Genomic DNA, 16,288 nt, shown 5'->3' on the forward strand with positions numbered 1-16,288 from the left:
TAACATTTGACCTTTCTTAATTTTCTATAAAATTTAGGCGTATTTAGGTGGGCGGAATGGCACCGACATATAGCCTTTTAGCTCAGGAGAAACTAAGGCGTAGGTAAGGAAATATTCTATTGTTTGTAAAATGTTACAAGAATAATCTGCATTTAAAAATAAGTGACAACAGCAACAAAAATTACAATTATCAATTGAAGTGTTGCTATTACTCACCTCAAATATATTGGAGGTTTCTGGAGATTTTAGCGGGGTAATAGACTCAGTTAGTGATGTATTAAAAGAACTTTCAATTAAGTTTACTTCAAGCTCTTCTAGCGAAAAAAACACAGATTGCACCGCGATTAAAATCATTATCACGTATGATATATTTGATTTGATATACGATGAGTGCATTGTTTTCATTTCTCTGCTTAATACTTTAGCTGTAAGATGCGGCGAGCACCGTTTAAAACGACAAGAGCAATTATCAAACCAATCACTAAATCTGGATAACGACTGCTTGTTGCTGTAACTAATAAGCCAGCTAAAATTACACCAACGTTTGCGATAACGTCATTTGCTGAAAAAATCCAACTCGCTTTCATATGAGCGCCGTCTTCTTTGTTGCCAAATATCAAAAACAGACAAGCAACGTTAGCGATTAGTGCTATTCCACCAAATATCATCATTAAAGAAGAGATCGGTTCACTACCGTAAACAAAGCGTCTTACGACTTCGCTCAAAGCACCTAGCGCTAGAATAACTTGAAGCACACCAGATATATGTGCTGCTCTAAGTTTCATGCTAATACTTTTACCTACGGCATAAATAGCTAAACCATACACAGCAGCATCAGCAAACATATCTAATGAGTCTGCAATTAGGCCAGCAGACTGTGCAATAATCCCAGCAATTACTTCTATAAAAAACATGACTCCATTAATGGCTAACAACCATTTTAGGGTTGATGCTTCTTTCATCTCATTTTTTTGGGCTAAGTCTTTTGCTTTTGCAGCTTCTGTACTGCAACTTTGTTTAGTTGACTCTAACTCTGCACCGAGTTTAAGTTGTTGTAACTTTTTTGTTATCTCATCTAAATTTTCATCATGAAAAACTTTGACTAAGCGATTAGGAATATCAAACTGCAATCCAACTGAAGGCTGAATTGAGTCAAGTGCTAATCTGATCAATCTCTCTTCTGAAGGACAGTCCATTTGAGGCACTTTATATGTACTGACAAACGCGCCACTATAGTTATCTAATTGTGTATCAATTTTTACGTCTTCGTTGGTAGGAGATGATTGACACTTACCACTACATTTTTCTGACATATTTAACATTCCGAAACAATATTAAAATAAGTATAAAATCTATAGTGGCTATAGAGTCAAATAAAAAGTTATTTAATTTGAAAAGATTGGGAAGTAACTAAATTGGCTAGTTTAAGTAAATAGTTTCTGCTAGTATTTTAAATACTATATTTAACAGGTAATAACTTTGAACCTTAATGTTGTGCTAAAAATACTATTAGTCGTTTCTATTGTTTTGCAATCGTTAACTGCTGTTGTATCCGCAACATCTGAGAATCACCAGATAGATATAGAGCACCTTCAAACTCAACATGATCATGACGATGATCGAAATGTTTTAAATGATAATACAGATGATGAACAGCACGATGTAAAGGATTGTCATCACTGTGGTCATTGCAGTGGCAGCCACTTATCTTGGATTTTAGTCAGTAATTCAAATGTCGATGGTAAGCTAAATATTATCAATAAAACTCCTTATCAATTTGACCAGACAAAAGCCTTCCTAGAAGCGATACATCGCCCACCTATTTCTTAATTAGATTAATTTTTAATGACCTATTTATTCTTTAACAATGGATAAAGGGTTCGTGTTTATTAATTTTAAAATTAAGAACTTTTATGTATATATATTTAAAAAATGCAGGTTTAGTCCTGTCTTTATGCATGGCTGTGAGTTTTTCAGTTGCCACTTATGGCAAACAGAAAAGTATTTCATGGCTAGATAGTCAAATAAATAAAGATCCCGAAGTTGTTGTGGCAAAAGAGTTACTTAATGCAAGTAATCATAGAGCCAAAAGTTTAACTCAAGCCGTATATAACCCAGAGCTTGAAGCAAACTATGAAAAAGAAGGTGATTTTGATAATTACTCTATTGGTATCAGTCAAACGATAGATTTTTGGGATAAGCAATCAACAAATAAAACCATTGGTGAAATTGATGTTTATGCAAACCAGCAACAATTGTTATCTCTACTCGATTCTAAAAAGGCTAATGCCTTAACTGCATTAGTTAATTGGCAAGCAGCAAAAAAAGCTGCTCAGTTACTTTCAGAAAGAGAAGAGCAATTGCAAACGCTCGTTGGAATTGTTGAAGACAAACGAAAAGCTGGACTTCTAGAGCCACTTGACGCTGAGCTAGTCTATTTAAACTTGTCGCAAATTTTTAGTGAAATATCTGAGTCTCAAATTGCTTTGAAAAATGCAGAGATAAAGGTTCAGGAGTTATTGCCAGATTGGACGCCTAATACCGCCAATTTACCCTCATTTACTTTTGGAGCAACAAGCTATTCATTTGACTCACAGTGGGTTGAGGATCATCCAAAAGTTAAACTCGCAAGAGCGCAATGGAAGGGGCAACAATCTAAAGCTCAACTAACCACTATGGAATCTAAACCTAATCCAACCATTGGAGTTAGCGCAGGTAAAAGTGGAGATGAAGACTTGGTTGGTGTGACTTTCTCAATTCCTTTAAACATCAGAAATAACTATTCAGATACTGTTAAAGCCGCTTATTCAGAAGCAATTGCAGCCGAGGCGAACTTTCGGTCGGTATATCGAAAGCAGTCTTTTGAAGCAAAAGCTAATTATGAATCGCTTAATGTAAGTAAAAAATACTATGAGCAATGGCAAAAACTCACACGAGGCAGATTAGATAGTAGCGCAAATTTATTAAATAGGCGCTGGGAAGCTGGTGACATAAATACTTCTGATTATTTACTCGCATTAAATCAACGTGCGGAAGGGCTTCATGCAGGAATACGTTTGGAAAATCAATTCAAGCTTGCAGAAATATCCTTCGTTTTAAGTATGGGTCAGTTATCCAAATTTGAGATTTGAGCGCTTTGTTTTTTCAGTAGCGAAAAACGAAATCTTAAATTTATTAAAAATATAGGTTACAAAAATGAATACAGTAATTAGTAAAAAATTTTTAGCCGTAGTAATTAGCAGCCTGTTAGTTGGGTTTACTACAAATCATGATGCTTTTGCACAGTCGTCAGATGGAACTGGTTCTGTCAAAAACGTTTCGAAACAAGAAGAAAAAGAACATCAAGATGAGCATGAACACGAAAAGGGACATGAAGAAGATAAAGGTGACCATGACGAGCACGGCCATGAAGGTGGTAATAGAGAGGGAGAAGAAGAACATGAAGAAGGTATCACTATTGATCCAAAGAAGATGTCGCTTGCTAACATTAAAGTGGAAAGTGTTAAGCCTGAATATCAATTTAGCTCCGTATATGCACCTGGCGAAATAAAAGCTAATGGCTATAAAAGTTATGTGGTATCACCACGTACAGAGTCAGTCATTATCAGTCGCCATGCAGCGCTTGGCGAGTATGTAGAAATAGGTCAGAAGTTAGTTACATTATTTAGTGAAGCAATGGCACAAGCACAAGCTGACTATTTAATCGCTTCAACCGAATGGCAACGTGTAAAAAAGCTGGGTAATAAGACGGTGAGTGAAAGTCGATTATTACAAGCTGAAACAACATACAATGCGAGCTATGGCAAGCTCATTGCTTTAGGGTTAACTGAAAAAGCAATAAATGGTATTTCTAACAAAGACATTAAAGCATTTGGACAATATGCATTAACGGCGCACCGTGAAGGTGTCGTGCTTCAAGACGACTTTATCCAAGGGCAACGTGTTGATGCTGGGGATTCAGTCATGTTGTTAGCTGATGAAAAACAACTATGGGTTGAAGCAAAAGTTTCTCCAAATAAAAAGCTAAATTTATCAATTGATTCTCCTGCGGTACTTAAATTAGAAGGCCAGAGTTACAATGCCAAAGTTATCCAAGAAGCCCATACAATTGATCCCGTAACTCGTACAAGAATTATTAGATTGGGGGTACAGAATGCTGATGATAACCTTCATTCAGGTATGTTTGTAAAAGTTTACTTTCAGTTTGCCACAAAGCAGAAAGTGATGGCTGTGCCAGAAGAAGCATTGATCCGCAGAGCAGATGGTGATTGGGCCGTATTTGTCGAAGACCAACCTGGAGAATTTAAAGCTGTAGAAGTAGAACTAGGCCGAGCCTTAGGTGATTTTAGGGAAATCATTGGCCTTGATAGTGGGACGCGAATTGTAACCAAAGGCGCATTTTTTGTTGCTTCTGAAATCGCTAAAGGCGGATTTGATCCGCATAACCACTAAGGAGTAAGACTATGTTTAATAAAATAATAGATTGGTCTGTTAATAATAGACTCCTGATTTTGATTGCGCTGTTTGCCACAATTGTCGGCGCAATTATGGTTATACCAAAACTAAATTTAGATGCCTTTCCTGATGTTACTAATGTTCAAGTTGCTGTAAATACTGAAGCGCCAGGACTAGCTGCTGAAGAAGTTGAACAACTCATTACGTACCCCATTGAAGCGGTCATGTATGCCTTACCTAATGTAGAACAAGTGCGCTCAATTTCTAAAACAGGCTTGTCTGGCGTCACGGTTGTTTTCAAAGAAGGCACCGACATTTACTTTGCAAGACAACTCGTATTTGAGCGTCTTCAAGCCGCAAAAGAACTGATACCAGAAGGTGTCGGCACACCCGAAATGGGGCCAAACACCTCAGGGCTAGGCCAAGTATTTCAGTACCTTCTTATTTCAGATAAAGATGCAGGCTATGATGCTATGGCACTCAGGAGTCTCAATGATTGGGTAGTAAAATTACTCGTTATGCCTGTCGATGGTGTTACTGATGTACTCTCCTTTGGAGGTATTGTTAGGCAGTACCAAGTAAATGTAGATCCATCTAAGCTTCTTTCTTATAACCTAACGCAAGAAGACGTTGTTGGTGCCCTAGATAACAACAATGCCAATGTTGGCGGATGGTATATGAACCGTGGGCAAGAGCAGCTTGTTATTAGAGGTGCAGGTTGGTTTGAAAGTGGTGACGCTGGTATTAGTAATATCAAACAAGTTCCCGTCAAAACAGTTGATGGGACAGTTGTGACGGTTTCGGATATTGCTAAAGTTGAAATGGGCAGTGAAATTCGTCAAGGTGCTGTCACAATGACGCGCAAAACCGAAGACGGTAAAGTCGAAAATTTAGGTGAAGTTGTCTCTGGCATTGTCTTAAAACGCATGGGGTCTAATACTAAAGCCACCATTGATGGTATCAATGCAAGAATCCCATTAATTAATCAAGCATTGCCTAAAGGTGTTCGCTTTGAACCATTTTATGATCAGGCTGATTTGATTGAAAAAGCCGTTGATACAGTAGTTGATGCACTATTACTAGCATTTATTTTCATCTGTATTGTATTAGCACTATTTTTAATGAATATACGTGCAACCTTCCTTGTCCTAATATCTATTCCAATTTCAATTGGTATCGCGTTAATGATCATGGCTTGGTGGGGCATTTCTGCAAACCTTATGTCATTGGGTGGCATTGCCGTAGCCATTGGTATGCTAGTTGATGGTTCAGTCGTGATGGTTGAAAACATGTTTAAGCATTTAAATAGACCAGACTCTACCCATTTAAAAACTGTAAAAGAAAGAGTGCCTAGTGCTGATACTGATCCACATGATGTAGAACAAGATGAGCATGGTATTAAGTTACGTCTTCAAAATGCGGGTAAAGAAGTGGCTCGTCCCGTATTTTTTGCAGCTTCTATTATTTTAGTCGTATTTACGCCTTTATTTAGCTTTGAAGGTGTTGAGGCAAAGTTATTTCAACCTATGGCAATAAGCATCATTTTAGCTGTTATATCTGCTATTGTGGTTGCGTTGTTTGTTGTACCCGCTTTAGCTACTTATTTATTTAAGTCAGGTGTAAAAGAGAGGGAAAGCTTTGTTCTTAGGCCATTAGACAAACTCTACAGAAAAGGGCTTACATTCGCACTAAAACGCACCAAATTAGTCATTTCAGCCGCACTTATATTAGTTTTCTCTGCCTTTGCATTAGTTCCATTAATTGGTACTGAATTTGTACCTGAGTTAGAAGAAGGGACGATAAACTTAAGAGCAACGCTTGCACCTTCTTCCAGTTTAGATACCGCGCTCACTGTGGCACCAATTCTAGAAGAAAAACTAATGGCTTTCCCTGAAGTAACCTATGCATTAAGCCGAATTGGTCGAGCAGAAATAGGTGGAGACCCAGAGCCTGTGAATAACATCGAAATTTACATAGGGTTGAAGCCTGTTTCTGAGTGGACCAGTGCATCTAATCGATATGAACTTCAAGGAAAAATGGAGAGATCTTTAGAAGAATTCCCTGGGTTGCTACTCAACTTTTCTCAACCTATTGCGACTCGTGTCGATGAGCTACTATCTGGTGTTAAGGCTCAGTTGGCGATAAAGTTGTTTGGGCCTGAACTTGAGGTACTGGCGGCTAAAGGTCAAGAAATAGAAACAGCAATTAAAAACATTGAAGGTGCAAGGGATGTTGCATTGGAGCAAATTGCTGGTGAAGCGCAATTGGTGATAAGTCCTAACAGGCAAGAACTATCGCGCTTTGGATTGTCTGTGAGTGACATAATGGAGGTTGTGCGTGATGGTATTGGTGGTGTTGAAGCCGGACAAATAATCAATGGTAATGAACGTTATGATATTTACGTTCGCATAGAGGAAGAGTACCGAAGTAACAAAGAAGCTATTGCTGATATTCGGCTTCAATCACCTACTGGTGCTTGGGTGCGACTGGGTGACGTAGCCTCAGTCTCATTTGAGTCAGGCCCACCACAAGTTAGACGCGATGATGTACAACGAAGAGTCGTTATCCAAGCAAATGTACAAAATCGAGATATGGGAAGCGTGGTTGCCGATATCAGAACGGTAATTGCTGAAAAGGTTGACTTACCTTCAGGTTATTCTGTTTCGATTGGCGGCCAGTTCGAAAGTCAAAAACGTGCTCAAAATAGGTTAGCTATAGTTGTACCTTTATCGTTAGCACTAATCGCACTACTACTTTACTTTGCCTTTGGTTCTGTTGGTCAAGCTATGCTGATATTGGTCAACGTGCCGCTTGCTGTAATTGGCGGAGTTTTCTCCTTATATTTATCTGGACAATACTTGTCTGTACCAAGCTCCGTTGGCTTTATTACCTTATTTGGTGTAGCGGTATTGAATGGGGTCGTTATGGTAGAAAGTATCAACCAACGTATTAAAGACGGTCTAGAAGCATCTAAAGCCGTTTTTGAAGGCGCTACTTCAAGATTAAGACCTGTACTTATGACTGCTATAACATCAGCTTTAGGTTTGATACCGATGTTAATGTCTAATGGTGTTGGTGCAGAAATACAGCGCCCCTTAGCGAGTGTTATTGTTGGCGGCTTGGTAACTGCAACACTGTTAACATTATTTGTTTTACCTGTTTTATATCGCTGGTTTTCAGAGAAAAAAATAAAAGAGCTATCCAGATAAAATGACTGTGAACTCTAACCCCACGCTAAAGTCACGTTTAGCGTGGGGTTATTGAGTAGATGAACGAAAAGAAAGATTAGATTTAACAATAAACTAATAGTCATGACTGCTTTGTCGGAATATTTGTCGTTAAACAGGCCAAAGCTAACTTCCGCTTTCGTATCTTTGCAGTCTTAATCTTTATGTGTCTCAAGGTCGGCTTATGGCACAGAGCCGTCCTTCGGCTCTAACTCATTTATGTCCATCGACGATTTATCAATATAACTCACCTTTGCCCCAAAACGTGTTGAGGCGAATGCCTCAAAAGAGCGAAAACCAGTCATTGTAGTTCGAGCAATTTTACTTCGTATTGATATACTAATGTCATGATTAAAGTTGATTTTATGGTTGGACGATGAAAACAATAGGCAAGTTGGCTAAAGAACTTGATATAGGCGTAGAAACTATACGGTTTTATGAGCGGGAAGGCTTGATAAAACAGCCTCAAAAACCTCAAAATGGTTATCGTGTCTATGACGACTCAATCACCAAACAATTACAATTCATCTGTAAGGCCAAAGCACTTGGCTTTACTCTAAAAGAAGTGGCTTCATTGATGTCAATGGATGGCGATTGTGCCAAAGTAGAATCCCTAGGCTTGCTGAAATTGAACGTAATTCAAAATAAGATAGCTGACCTTCAACGCTTAGAAGTCGTCATAAAAGAAATGACTAATTCATGCCGCAACAATAACGATCAATCCCACTGCCCAATAATCGATTCGCTAAAATAGTATTGACTCCGTACCTACCTACGGAGTTCATACTCAAATCATTCAAATAATGTTAGACGTTAAAAATGATTAATAAGATTTTAGATAAAGTTAGCTCAGGTGGTGTTTGGCTTGCGGCTCTTAGTTGTACGGGGTGCTTCCCCGCACTCGGCTCGTTAGCATCAGCATTAGGATTAGGCTTTCTCTCTCACTTTGAGGGAATTGCTGTAAATACCTTGTTACCTATATTTGCAACTCTGGCATTGTTGGTAAATTTGTATAACTGGTATAAAAACCAAAATCATGCGAGAGGTATTCTTGGGGTTATTGGCCCTATAGCGGTTTTGTTAACCCTCTATCCACTATGGCAATACGAATGGAGCACTTATTTGTTTTATGTAGGTATTTGTTTGATGATTGTAATGTCCGTATTAGACATTGTTAAACCTTTGAAGGAGCAAACATGCAAAGTATAGAGTTAAATTCTACCATTACTTGCCCTGAGTGTGGCTTCAGTAAAACTGAAGAAATGCCAACCAACGCTTGCCAGTGGTATTATGAATGTGAATCTTGCAAAGTTCTCCTAAAGCCTTTGAAAGGCGATTGTTGCGTATATTGCTCTTATGGAACAGTGAAATGCCCGCCAATTCAAGAAGGTCAAAGTTGTTGCGATAGCTAAATGACAGTCTATTAATGGCAATGAGAAGGCATAAAAAGAAATAGTGAAATGTCAGCAATCGTATCATTGCAGCCTTTATCACTAAGTCACTCAAGGGCTGCTTTTGGCACAAACCAGAAATAGCTTCCAATGAATTCTGTATTTAAATTTTAGTTTTAAGCTGGGCTCTAATTAATAAATCATAATCTAATTGCAACACCTTGCTTAAATTCAAATTATTCTTAAGTTAACGCAAATTTTCAATTTAACTGGTGCTGGCCTAATAAAGGCTCATATGAGAACCAAATAGCCAACTTATTAAATGGAAACTAAAAAATGTGGCTGTTAAAAGGTTTATACTAACTAAAAAGTAACTACTCTTAGCTATGACTCAGTTTTCTCTTTATAGTCACACAAATCCTCGATTATACAGCTTCCACATTTTGGTTTTCTCGCTGTACACGTATAGCGCCCATGTAAAATAAACCAATGATGGAGGTTAAACATAAACTCTTTTTTATTTGGCGTATTTTTAATTATGGCCTGTTCTGTCTGCTCAACAGTTTTACCTTTAGCGTAACCCGAACGGTTTGCAAGACGTTGGATGTGAGTATCTACTGCTAAAAAGTATCTACCTTCATTATCCTTTAGCCAGCCAAAGGCGGTATTCAGTACAACATTAGCTGTTTTACGGCCCACGCCGGGCAGTGCTTCTAAGGCTTCCCTGTTCTCTGGTACTTCACTATTATGTTGATCTACTAATATTTGGCACATCTTATATACGTTAGCAGCTTTAGAATTAAATAAGCCAATTGTTTTTATGTAATCACGGAGTTTATCGTGGCCAATATCTAAAATGGCTTGTGGTGTATTTGCTACAGGGAATAGTTTTCGGGTGGCTTTGTTAACACCCACATCGGTAGCTTGTGCTGAAAGTGTAACAGCAACAAGCAACTCAAACGGGCTTGAATATTCAAGTTCTGTTTCTGGGTTTGGGTTGTTATCGCGTAAGCGTGTAAGTATTTGATAGCGTTTTTCTTTATTCATATAACTTAAACGTACTTACTATTGAAAGTAGTACGTTTCCCCTTAAGTTAAGCTGGTAACACGTGCACGAGGGCCTTTTTCGGCTTCTGGTGGTGCAGTTTGTTTTGATTTTATTTGTGCATCAATCATATTTTTAGCGGCTATGAGTAACCCAAGCCCCAAAAATGCGCCAGGTGGTAAAATAGCAAGCAAAAACTGATTGTCAAAGCTAAACACTTCAATGCGTAAACTTTGTGCCCACGGGCCAAGTAATAAATCGGCGCTGTCGAATAACGTACCTTGGCCTATAAGTTCTCGCATCGCACCCAGTACAACGAGTACAAGCATAAATCCAAGTCCCATCATTAATCCGTCAAAGGCAGATAAATGAATTGGATTTTTTGAGGCGTACGCTTCGGCGCGGCCTATAATTGCGCAGTTAGTCACAATTAGTGGAATAAATATGCCCAGCGATTGATAAAGCCCAAATGTGTAGGCGTTCATCAGTAACTGAACGATGGTTACAAAGCCTGCAATGATCATGACAAAAACAGGGATACGAATATCTTTTGGTACCCAGTTTCTTACAATTGATACGCTAACATTAGATCCAATTAATACCAGAAGTGTTGCAAGCCCCAAGCCTAGTGCGTTGGTAACCGTTGACGTTACAGCAAGCAACGGGCAAAGCCCTAAAAGTTGTACAAGCGCAGGGTTGTTTACCCACATTCCATCTTTATACAGTGTTTTTAATTCACTCATTGCGTTACCTCTTCACACCGACTACTTGGGGTTGTAAAAATAGTATCAAACTCATTTTGCGCAAATAATACGGCGTTTTTAACTGAATTTACAACTGCACGAGGTGTAATAGTTGCTCCAGTGAATTGATCAAATTGGCCGCCGTCTTTTTTTACAGCCCAGCGGTTATCGTCTTCACTGTGCACCGTTAAGCCTTTAAATGTGGTGATCCATGATGACTTTTTAACTTCTATTTTATCGCCTAATCCCGGTGTTTCTTCGTGTTTAGTCGTACGCACACCTGCTATGGTTCCATCGCGTAATATGGCGGTTAACAGCTTTATATCACCGCTATATCCGTTTGGTGTTACATGCCTAACAACGAGGGCGACGGGTTGGTTATTTTTTCGTGCTCGGTAAATAACTTGCGTATTGTATGGCCCTAGCCGCTCATCCGTAATAACGATACAGTCTTTGGATAAGTCATTGTCGTAGGTAGTTGGATCAAGTACTTCGTGCAATTGTGATGTGAGATAAAGTTGCTCTTGCTCTGCAATTTTATCAGCTGTTAATGCATCAATAGTTGCCACTAGCCCGGTAGTTACCAGGGCAAAGGCGGTTAAAATAGCGCCATTTTTTGCCATAGATGAAACAATCATTTTACCGCTCCATGGCCATAAGTACGTGGCTGTGTGTAATAGTCAATAAGGGGTACGGCAATATTTAGCAGAAGTACTGCAAAGGCAACCGCATCAGGGAAACCGCCAAATGTACGAATTAAATAAACAAATAACCCAATTAGTGCGCCGTAAATCAAGCGACCTTTATTTGTGGTTGAGGCCGACACGGGATCTGTTGCAATAAAAAAGGCACCCATCATAGTTGCGCCACTTAATAAGTGAAATACCGTACCCGGCTCTGTGCCAGGCGCTGCTATGTAACCAATTGCACTGCATAAAGCTAAGCTGCCAATAAAACTGACAGGAATATGCCAGTTAATTACTTTTTCTTTTAGTAAATACAAGCCGCCAGCTAAAAAGCCAAGGTTAACCCACATCCAACCTTGGCCTGCCCATTCGTTAAAAATAGGCTTTTGCATGCTTTCGCTCACTGTTAAACCATGAGCTACATCTGTTTTAATAGTGTCTAGGGGCGTTGCCATTGTAGTGCCATCTATACCAGCACGTACTTGGTCTAAACTATAACCAATAGAGGTAAAGTCCGTGAATATAAGACGTAGTTGTTCTGTAAAGCCTATGGGATTATTGGCTAGATCTGTTACAGGTAACCACGCTGTCATTTGCACAGGAAACGACACGAGGAGTAAAACATAAGCTGCCATTGCTGGGTTAAATAAGTTAAACCCAAGACCACCATAAAGTTGCTTAACAATAACAATGGAAAATAAACAACCAATAATTACAATCCACCAAGGTGCTAATGGCGGTATGCTTAGGGCTAATAAAACGGCGGTTAACCATGCACTACCATCACTGAGTGCTGGCCATATTGCTCGCTTACGTATCAGCATTACTGCAGCTTCAAAAACAGTGACTGCCACTAAAGCGAGTACAAGCTGAATAAGTACGCCGCTACCAAAAAAAAGTATTTGGGCAACAAGTCCAGGAATACACGCAGCAATAACGGTTAGCATTAACCGAGTAACCGATTTATGGCTATGATTATGCGGCGAACTGGCCATGGTTAATTTCATGACTGATCATTTCCTTCTTTTTGTAACTTTTTTGCTTTGGCACGAGCAACGGCGGCGGCAATAGCGGCTTTTTTCTTATCTTCACTTGTTTGTGCTGGTTGCTCTTCTGTTTCGTTGTGCGTTTCAGCGGCTTTTGCAGCCTTTTTAGCTTTAGCACGGGCAATGGCAGTCGCTACAGTCGCTTTTTTGTCATCAACCGGTGTGTCAGTATTTGCATGCTTTTCAGGTTCGTTTTGCGTCTCTGCGGCTTTTGCAGCCTTTTTAGCTTTAGCACGGGCAATGGCGGCGGCTACTGCCGCTTTTTTGTCATCAACCGGTGCGTCTGTATCGGCATGCTTTTCAGATTCGTTTTGAGTCTCGGTGGTTTTTACAGCCTTTTTAGCTTTAGCACGGGTAATGGCAGCGGCTACAGCCGCTTTTTTGTCATCAACCGGTGCGTTTGTATCGGCATGCTTTTCAGATTCGTTTTGAATCTCGGTGGTTTTTGCAGCCTTTTTAGCTTTAGCACGGGCAATGGCAGCGGCTACAGCCACTTTTTTGTCATCAACCGGTGCGTTTGTATCGGCATGCTTTTCAGATTCGTTTTGAATCTCGGTGGTTTTTGCAGCCTTTTTAGCTTTAGCGCGTGCAATCGCGGCGGCGACTGCAGACTTTTTGTCATCAAGGGGCGCAGTATCTTCAGAATGCTCTTTTTGTTCTTTGTATTTGCGAGCTTGCTCTTTACGCAGTGCTCGCTCTTTAGCTACTTCACTATTATCTGGCTCAAGCTCTGAGTTTTGACCTTCACGTTTTTTTGCTTTAGCGCGAGCTATGGCCGCAGCGACTGCTGACTTTTCATTGCCATCACTCGATTTATTTTTAACTCGAGCAAGTGCATCGGCTACTTTTTGCTTTTCATCATCAGACTTAGCTGGTGGCTTACGCTTATGGCGGTTTTTACGCTCTTTTTGCTCACGGTCTAAGCGTTCTTTGCGTGCATCGAAACGCTCTTTTGCTCTATCAGCTTTTATTTTTTCTGCTTGTTGTTCTTTTATTTCAACTTTGGCTACGCGGTAGTATTGAACAAGCGGGATCTCGCTTGGGCAAACATATGCACAGGCTCCACATTCAATACAATCAAACAAGTTATGCTCTTGGAGTTTGTCGTACTCTTTAGACTTTGCAAACCATTGTAGTTGTTGGGGTAATAACGAAGCAGGGCAGGCGTCTGCGCAGGCACTACAACGTATACAGGCTTTTTCAGGGCCTGGCTCTGCAAGTTCTTTGTGGTCGGGCGCTAAAATACAGTTTGTCGTTTTAATGACACCAATACGCACGGTGGGTAATGTAAAGCCCATCATTGGGCCGCCCATTACAACGCGTTGCTGTGGTACAGGTGAAAAGCCTTGGCAATCGAGTAAGTGTTTTATTTCTGTGCCTAATAAAGCCCATACATTACCCGGTTTGTGTATGGTGTTACCCGTTACTGTCACCACTCGTTCTATAAGTGGTTTGCCTTCGTAAACAGCTTGCTGCACAGCATAAAGTGTACCCGTGTTATGCATAAGTACACCAATATCAGCAGGTATCCCCATACTGGGTACTTCACGGTTAGTTAGCAATTTTATAAGTTGTTTTTCGCCACCTGAGGGGTAAACTGTTGGCACGGTTTGAACAATAATTTTATTGTTATGTTCAGCCGCTTTAGTCATTGCTGCAATAGCTTCTGGCTTATTGTCTTCTATACCCACAATGCAAACTGTTGGATTTAACAGTTGCTGCATTAATTCAATCCCTTGGATAATTTCTGCAGCGTGCTCACGCATGAGCGTGTCGTCGGCGGTTATGTATGGTTCACATTCAACAGCGTTAACAATAAAGAAGTCGATAGATTGTTTAGTATCGGCTTTTATATAAGTAGGAAAACCTGCGCCCCCCATACCACTAATACCCGCTTGATGAATGATATCTACAAGTTCTTGGTGAGTAAGTGATTTTGGCTCGTTTACAGGTTTAAGTGTGCACCATTCGTCTTTACCATCAGGCTCAATAACGATACTCAACTCAGGTAGTGCAGAAGGGTGAGCTGAAGGTTTAGGTGCTATTTCTGTAATAATACCCGAGCTAGGAGCATGTACTGGTACAGACCAGTTAGCAACGGGTTCTGTTAATGCTTGGCCTTTAAGTACACGTTGGCCTTTTTCTACAAGTAATTTACCGTTGGCGCCAATGTGTTGCTTTAGCGCAACCACAAGTTTGTCAGGCAGAGGAAGGCGAGCAATATCTGCACCGTTAGAAAGTGATTTTTGCTGTGGTGGATGCACGCCGCCAGGAAATTGCCAAACGGTGCCTTTTTGTATTTGTTCAAGTAACTTATCCACTCAAACCTCTAATCTATTTGGGTAACAGGAATAGCATCTAACTGCCATTTCCAGTTTTGTTTTGTTTCAGCAACCGGCAGCATATCAATACAATCTACAGGGCAGGGCTCAACACATAAATCGCAACCTGTGCATTCGTCGATTAAAACGGTATGCATTTGGCGAGTAGCACCGACAATGGCGTCTACAGGGCATGCTTGAATACATTTTGTGCAGCCAATACATTCATCTTCACGTATATATGCAACGGTTTTAATTGGTTCGGCTTGCTCTCCGCCGGCCAAGGGCTTTTCATCAACGCCCATTAGGCCAGCAAGCTTTTTCATTGTGGCTTCACCGCCAGGCGGGCACTTATTAATTTCATCGCCGTTAGCGATGGCTTCAGCATAGGGGCGACATCCCGGGTACCCACATTGGCCACATTGTGTTTGTGGTAAAATGGTATCAATTTGCTCTACAATAGGGTTACTTTCTACGCGAAAGCGTATTGCAGCAAAGCCTAAAATTAACCCAAAAACCAGCGCGAGTGAGCCAAGCGCAATTAAGGCATAAAACAAGGTCATATTAAAATTTCACTAATCCGGTAAAACCCATAAACGCCATTGACATCAGACCGGCGGTTATCATAGCTATTGAGGCACCTTTAAAAGGCGTTGGTACATCAGCAGCGGCAAGGCGTTCACGAAGTGCTGCAAATAATACTAGCACCAATGAAAATCCAACAGCAGCGCCAAAACCGTATACAGCTGATTGTAAAAAAGAGTGATCTTCTTTTATATTAAGCAAAGCAACACCTAGTACGGCACAGTTGGTAGTAATAAGTGGTAAAAAAATACCGAGTAAACGATAAAGGGTAGGGCTGGTTTTACGCACCACCATTTCGGTAAATTGCACCACAACAGCAATCACTAATATAAAGCTCATGGTACGTAAAAATTCTATATCCAAAGGGATTAAAATATACTGGTTCACCAAGTAACTAGTTACTGAAGCAAGTGTGAGTACAAAGGTGGTAGCTAAAGACATGCCAATTGCCGTATCAAGTTTCCCCGATACACCCATAAATGGACATAAGCCTAAAAATTGTACTAACACAAAGTTATTAACTAGAACGGTTCCAATCAATAACAATACATATTCAGTCATGCGAGCCTCGCGCTTTTAAAATCCCGTGTATTATCCTTTTTTCTGCCCTGATTAACAACATGTGCAGTGATTATCATTTAAATAATCACTATTAAATTAACCAGCAGCAGTACTGATGTAATAATACGATGATGTAGATGTGTTTTTTGCTCTAACAAGATGACTTTATCGATACTAATTCAAGAGTCATAATGATCACAATAGGCCAATACTGATAAGCAAAATACT

At 40.0% G+C, this 16,288-nt stretch carries 17 protein-coding genes; 7 read left to right on the plus strand and 10 right to left on the minus strand.

The features are described from left to right. Nucleotides 1–33: 33 nt before the first annotated feature. Nucleotides 34–405, minus strand: coding sequence for a hypothetical protein (locus AC27I2_RS04475; RefSeq protein ID WP_243533197.1), 372 nt, complete (start codon nt 403–405; stop codon nt 34–36). Between the two features lie 8 nt (nt 406–413). Continuing rightward, complete coding sequence (locus AC27I2_RS04480) at nt 414–1,313, minus strand: cation efflux transmembrane domain-containing protein (protein ID WP_058405780.1); 900 nt, start codon at nt 1,311–1,313, stop codon at nt 414–416. 166 nt (nt 1,314–1,479) lie between these two features. Between AC27I2_RS04480 and AC27I2_RS04485 the strand changes: the two genes are divergently transcribed. The 4 genes from AC27I2_RS04485 to AC27I2_RS04500 all read left to right on the plus strand — a co-directional run bounded on the left by AC27I2_RS04485 (nt 1,480) and on the right by AC27I2_RS04500 (nt 7,664). Next, nucleotides 1,480–1,830 carry a hypothetical protein gene (locus tag AC27I2_RS04485; protein ID WP_008128668.1) on the plus strand — a complete coding sequence of 117 codons (351 nt, stop codon included), beginning with the start codon at nt 1,480–1,482 and terminating at the stop codon, nt 1,828–1,830. An 83-nt stretch (nt 1,831–1,913) separates the two neighbouring features. Further along, nucleotides 1,914–3,131, plus strand: a complete 1,218-nt coding sequence (locus AC27I2_RS04490; protein WP_243533199.1) for a TolC family protein — start codon at nt 1,914–1,916, stop codon at nt 3,129–3,131. Between the two features lie 64 nt (nt 3,132–3,195). Further along, the gene (locus AC27I2_RS04495; protein ID WP_243533201.1) at nt 3,196–4,452 is read left to right on the plus strand and encodes an efflux RND transporter periplasmic adaptor subunit; all 1,257 of its coding nucleotides are present in this window, start codon (nt 3,196–3,198) and stop codon (nt 4,450–4,452) included. A gap of 11 nt (nt 4,453–4,463) precedes the next feature. Next, nucleotides 4,464–7,664, plus strand: coding sequence for an efflux RND transporter permease subunit (locus tag AC27I2_RS04500; RefSeq protein ID WP_243533203.1), 3,201 nt, complete (start codon nt 4,464–4,466; stop codon nt 7,662–7,664). A 200-nt stretch (nt 7,665–7,864) separates the two neighbouring features. Here the strand turns inward: AC27I2_RS04500 and AC27I2_RS04505 are convergent, their stop codons facing one another. After that, on the minus strand, nt 7,865–7,987 hold the full coding sequence (locus tag AC27I2_RS04505; RefSeq protein ID WP_487203557.1) for a hypothetical protein: 123 nt from the start codon (nt 7,985–7,987) through the stop codon (nt 7,865–7,867). 71 nt (nt 7,988–8,058) lie between these two features. Between AC27I2_RS04505 and AC27I2_RS04510 the strand changes: the two genes are divergently transcribed. The 3 genes from AC27I2_RS04510 (at nt 8,059) to AC27I2_RS04520 (ending at nt 9,094) form a co-directional block, all read left to right on the plus strand. Continuing rightward, complete coding sequence (locus AC27I2_RS04510; RefSeq protein WP_010557530.1) at nt 8,059–8,436, plus strand: MerR family transcriptional regulator; 378 nt, start codon at nt 8,059–8,061, stop codon at nt 8,434–8,436. Between the two features lie 65 nt (nt 8,437–8,501). Beyond that, nucleotides 8,502–8,891, plus strand: coding sequence for an organomercurial transporter MerC (gene merC / locus AC27I2_RS04515; RefSeq protein WP_024601094.1), 390 nt, complete (start codon nt 8,502–8,504; stop codon nt 8,889–8,891). Next, nucleotides 8,879–9,094 carry a GDCCVxC domain-containing (seleno)protein gene (locus tag AC27I2_RS04520; protein ID WP_076916053.1) on the plus strand — a complete coding sequence of 72 codons (216 nt, stop codon included), beginning with the start codon at nt 8,879–8,881 and terminating at the stop codon, nt 9,092–9,094. The genes merC and AC27I2_RS04520 overlap by 13 nt, the downstream gene beginning before the upstream one ends. Before the next feature lie 363 nt (nt 9,095–9,457). On the opposite strand, the gene nth is transcribed toward AC27I2_RS04520, so the two are convergent. Genes nth through rsxA form a run of 7 tightly spaced genes read right to left on the minus strand, consistent with a single transcriptional unit; the run spans nt 9,458 to nt 16,060 of the window. Continuing rightward, nucleotides 9,458–10,120: an endonuclease III gene (gene nth / locus AC27I2_RS04525; protein ID WP_487203558.1), complete on the minus strand. Its 663-nt coding sequence runs from the start codon at nt 10,118–10,120 to the stop codon at nt 9,458–9,460. A 42-nt stretch (nt 10,121–10,162) separates the two neighbouring features. Continuing rightward, the gene (locus AC27I2_RS04530; RefSeq protein ID WP_487203559.1) at nt 10,163–10,861 is read right to left on the minus strand and encodes an electron transport complex subunit E; all 699 of its coding nucleotides are present in this window, start codon (nt 10,859–10,861) and stop codon (nt 10,163–10,165) included. Then, nucleotides 10,858–11,499, minus strand: coding sequence for an electron transport complex subunit RsxG (rsxG, locus tag AC27I2_RS04535; RefSeq protein ID WP_058404131.1), 642 nt, complete (start codon nt 11,497–11,499; stop codon nt 10,858–10,860). Before rsxG ends, AC27I2_RS04530 begins: the two co-directional genes overlap by 4 nt. After that, nucleotides 11,496–12,554, minus strand: a complete 1,059-nt coding sequence (gene rsxD, locus AC27I2_RS04540) for an electron transport complex subunit RsxD (RefSeq protein WP_487203560.1) — start codon at nt 12,552–12,554, stop codon at nt 11,496–11,498. Before rsxD ends, rsxG begins: the two co-directional genes overlap by 4 nt. Further along, the gene (gene rsxC, locus AC27I2_RS04545; protein WP_487203561.1) at nt 12,551–14,914 is read right to left on the minus strand and encodes an electron transport complex subunit RsxC; all 2,364 of its coding nucleotides are present in this window, start codon (nt 14,912–14,914) and stop codon (nt 12,551–12,553) included. Before rsxC ends, rsxD begins: the two co-directional genes overlap by 4 nt. Before the next feature lie 8 nt (nt 14,915–14,922). Next, on the minus strand, nt 14,923–15,477 hold the full coding sequence (gene rsxB / locus AC27I2_RS04550) for an electron transport complex subunit RsxB (RefSeq protein WP_006794774.1): 555 nt from the start codon (nt 15,475–15,477) through the stop codon (nt 14,923–14,925). A 1-nt stretch (nt 15,478) separates the two neighbouring features. Further along, nucleotides 15,479–16,060 carry an electron transport complex subunit RsxA gene (gene rsxA / locus AC27I2_RS04555; protein WP_008134172.1) on the minus strand — a complete coding sequence of 194 codons (582 nt, stop codon included), beginning with the start codon at nt 16,058–16,060 and terminating at the stop codon, nt 15,479–15,481. Between the last annotated feature and the right edge of the window lie 228 nt (nt 16,061–16,288).

The sequence above is a fragment of the Pseudoalteromonas sp. NH0006-46 genome, assembly GCF_057547735.1.

What these genes read in the sequence shown, in the direction of transcription:
- AC27I2_RS04475 (WP_243533197.1), bottom strand. Translation starts at nt 405, where the DNA reads ATGAAAACAATGCACTCATCGTATATCAAATCAAATATATCATACGTG.
- AC27I2_RS04480 (WP_058405780.1), bottom strand. Translation starts at nt 1,313, where the DNA reads ATGTCAGAAAAATGTAGTGGTAAGTGTCAATCATCTCCTACCAACGAA.
- AC27I2_RS04490 (WP_243533199.1), top strand. Translation starts at nt 1,914, where the DNA reads ATGTATATATATTTAAAAAATGCAGGTTTAGTCCTGTCTTTATGCATG.
- AC27I2_RS04495 (WP_243533201.1), top strand. Translation starts at nt 3,196, where the DNA reads ATGAATACAGTAATTAGTAAAAAATTTTTAGCCGTAGTAATTAGCAGC.
- AC27I2_RS04500 (WP_243533203.1), top strand. Translation starts at nt 4,464, where the DNA reads ATGTTTAATAAAATAATAGATTGGTCTGTTAATAATAGACTCCTGATT.
- AC27I2_RS04505 (WP_487203557.1), bottom strand. Translation starts at nt 7,987, where the DNA reads ATGACTGGTTTTCGCTCTTTTGAGGCATTCGCCTCAACACGTTTTGGG.
- AC27I2_RS04510 (WP_010557530.1), top strand. Translation starts at nt 8,059, where the DNA reads ATGAAAACAATAGGCAAGTTGGCTAAAGAACTTGATATAGGCGTAGAA.
- merC (WP_024601094.1), top strand. Translation starts at nt 8,502, where the DNA reads ATGATTAATAAGATTTTAGATAAAGTTAGCTCAGGTGGTGTTTGGCTT.
- AC27I2_RS04520 (WP_076916053.1), top strand. Translation starts at nt 8,879, where the DNA reads ATGCAAAGTATAGAGTTAAATTCTACCATTACTTGCCCTGAGTGTGGC.
- nth (WP_487203558.1), bottom strand. Translation starts at nt 10,120, where the DNA reads ATGAATAAAGAAAAACGCTATCAAATACTTACACGCTTACGCGATAAC.
- AC27I2_RS04530 (WP_487203559.1), bottom strand. Translation starts at nt 10,861, where the DNA reads ATGAGTGAATTAAAAACACTGTATAAAGATGGAATGTGGGTAAACAAC.
- rsxG (WP_058404131.1), bottom strand. Translation starts at nt 11,499, where the DNA reads ATGATTGTTTCATCTATGGCAAAAAATGGCGCTATTTTAACCGCCTTT.
- rsxD (WP_487203560.1), bottom strand. Translation starts at nt 12,554, where the DNA reads ATGAAATTAACCATGGCCAGTTCGCCGCATAATCATAGCCATAAATCG.
- rsxB (WP_006794774.1), bottom strand. Translation starts at nt 15,477, where the DNA reads ATGACCTTGTTTTATGCCTTAATTGCGCTTGGCTCACTCGCGCTGGTT.
- rsxA (WP_008134172.1), bottom strand. Translation starts at nt 16,060, where the DNA reads ATGACTGAATATGTATTGTTATTGATTGGAACCGTTCTAGTTAATAAC.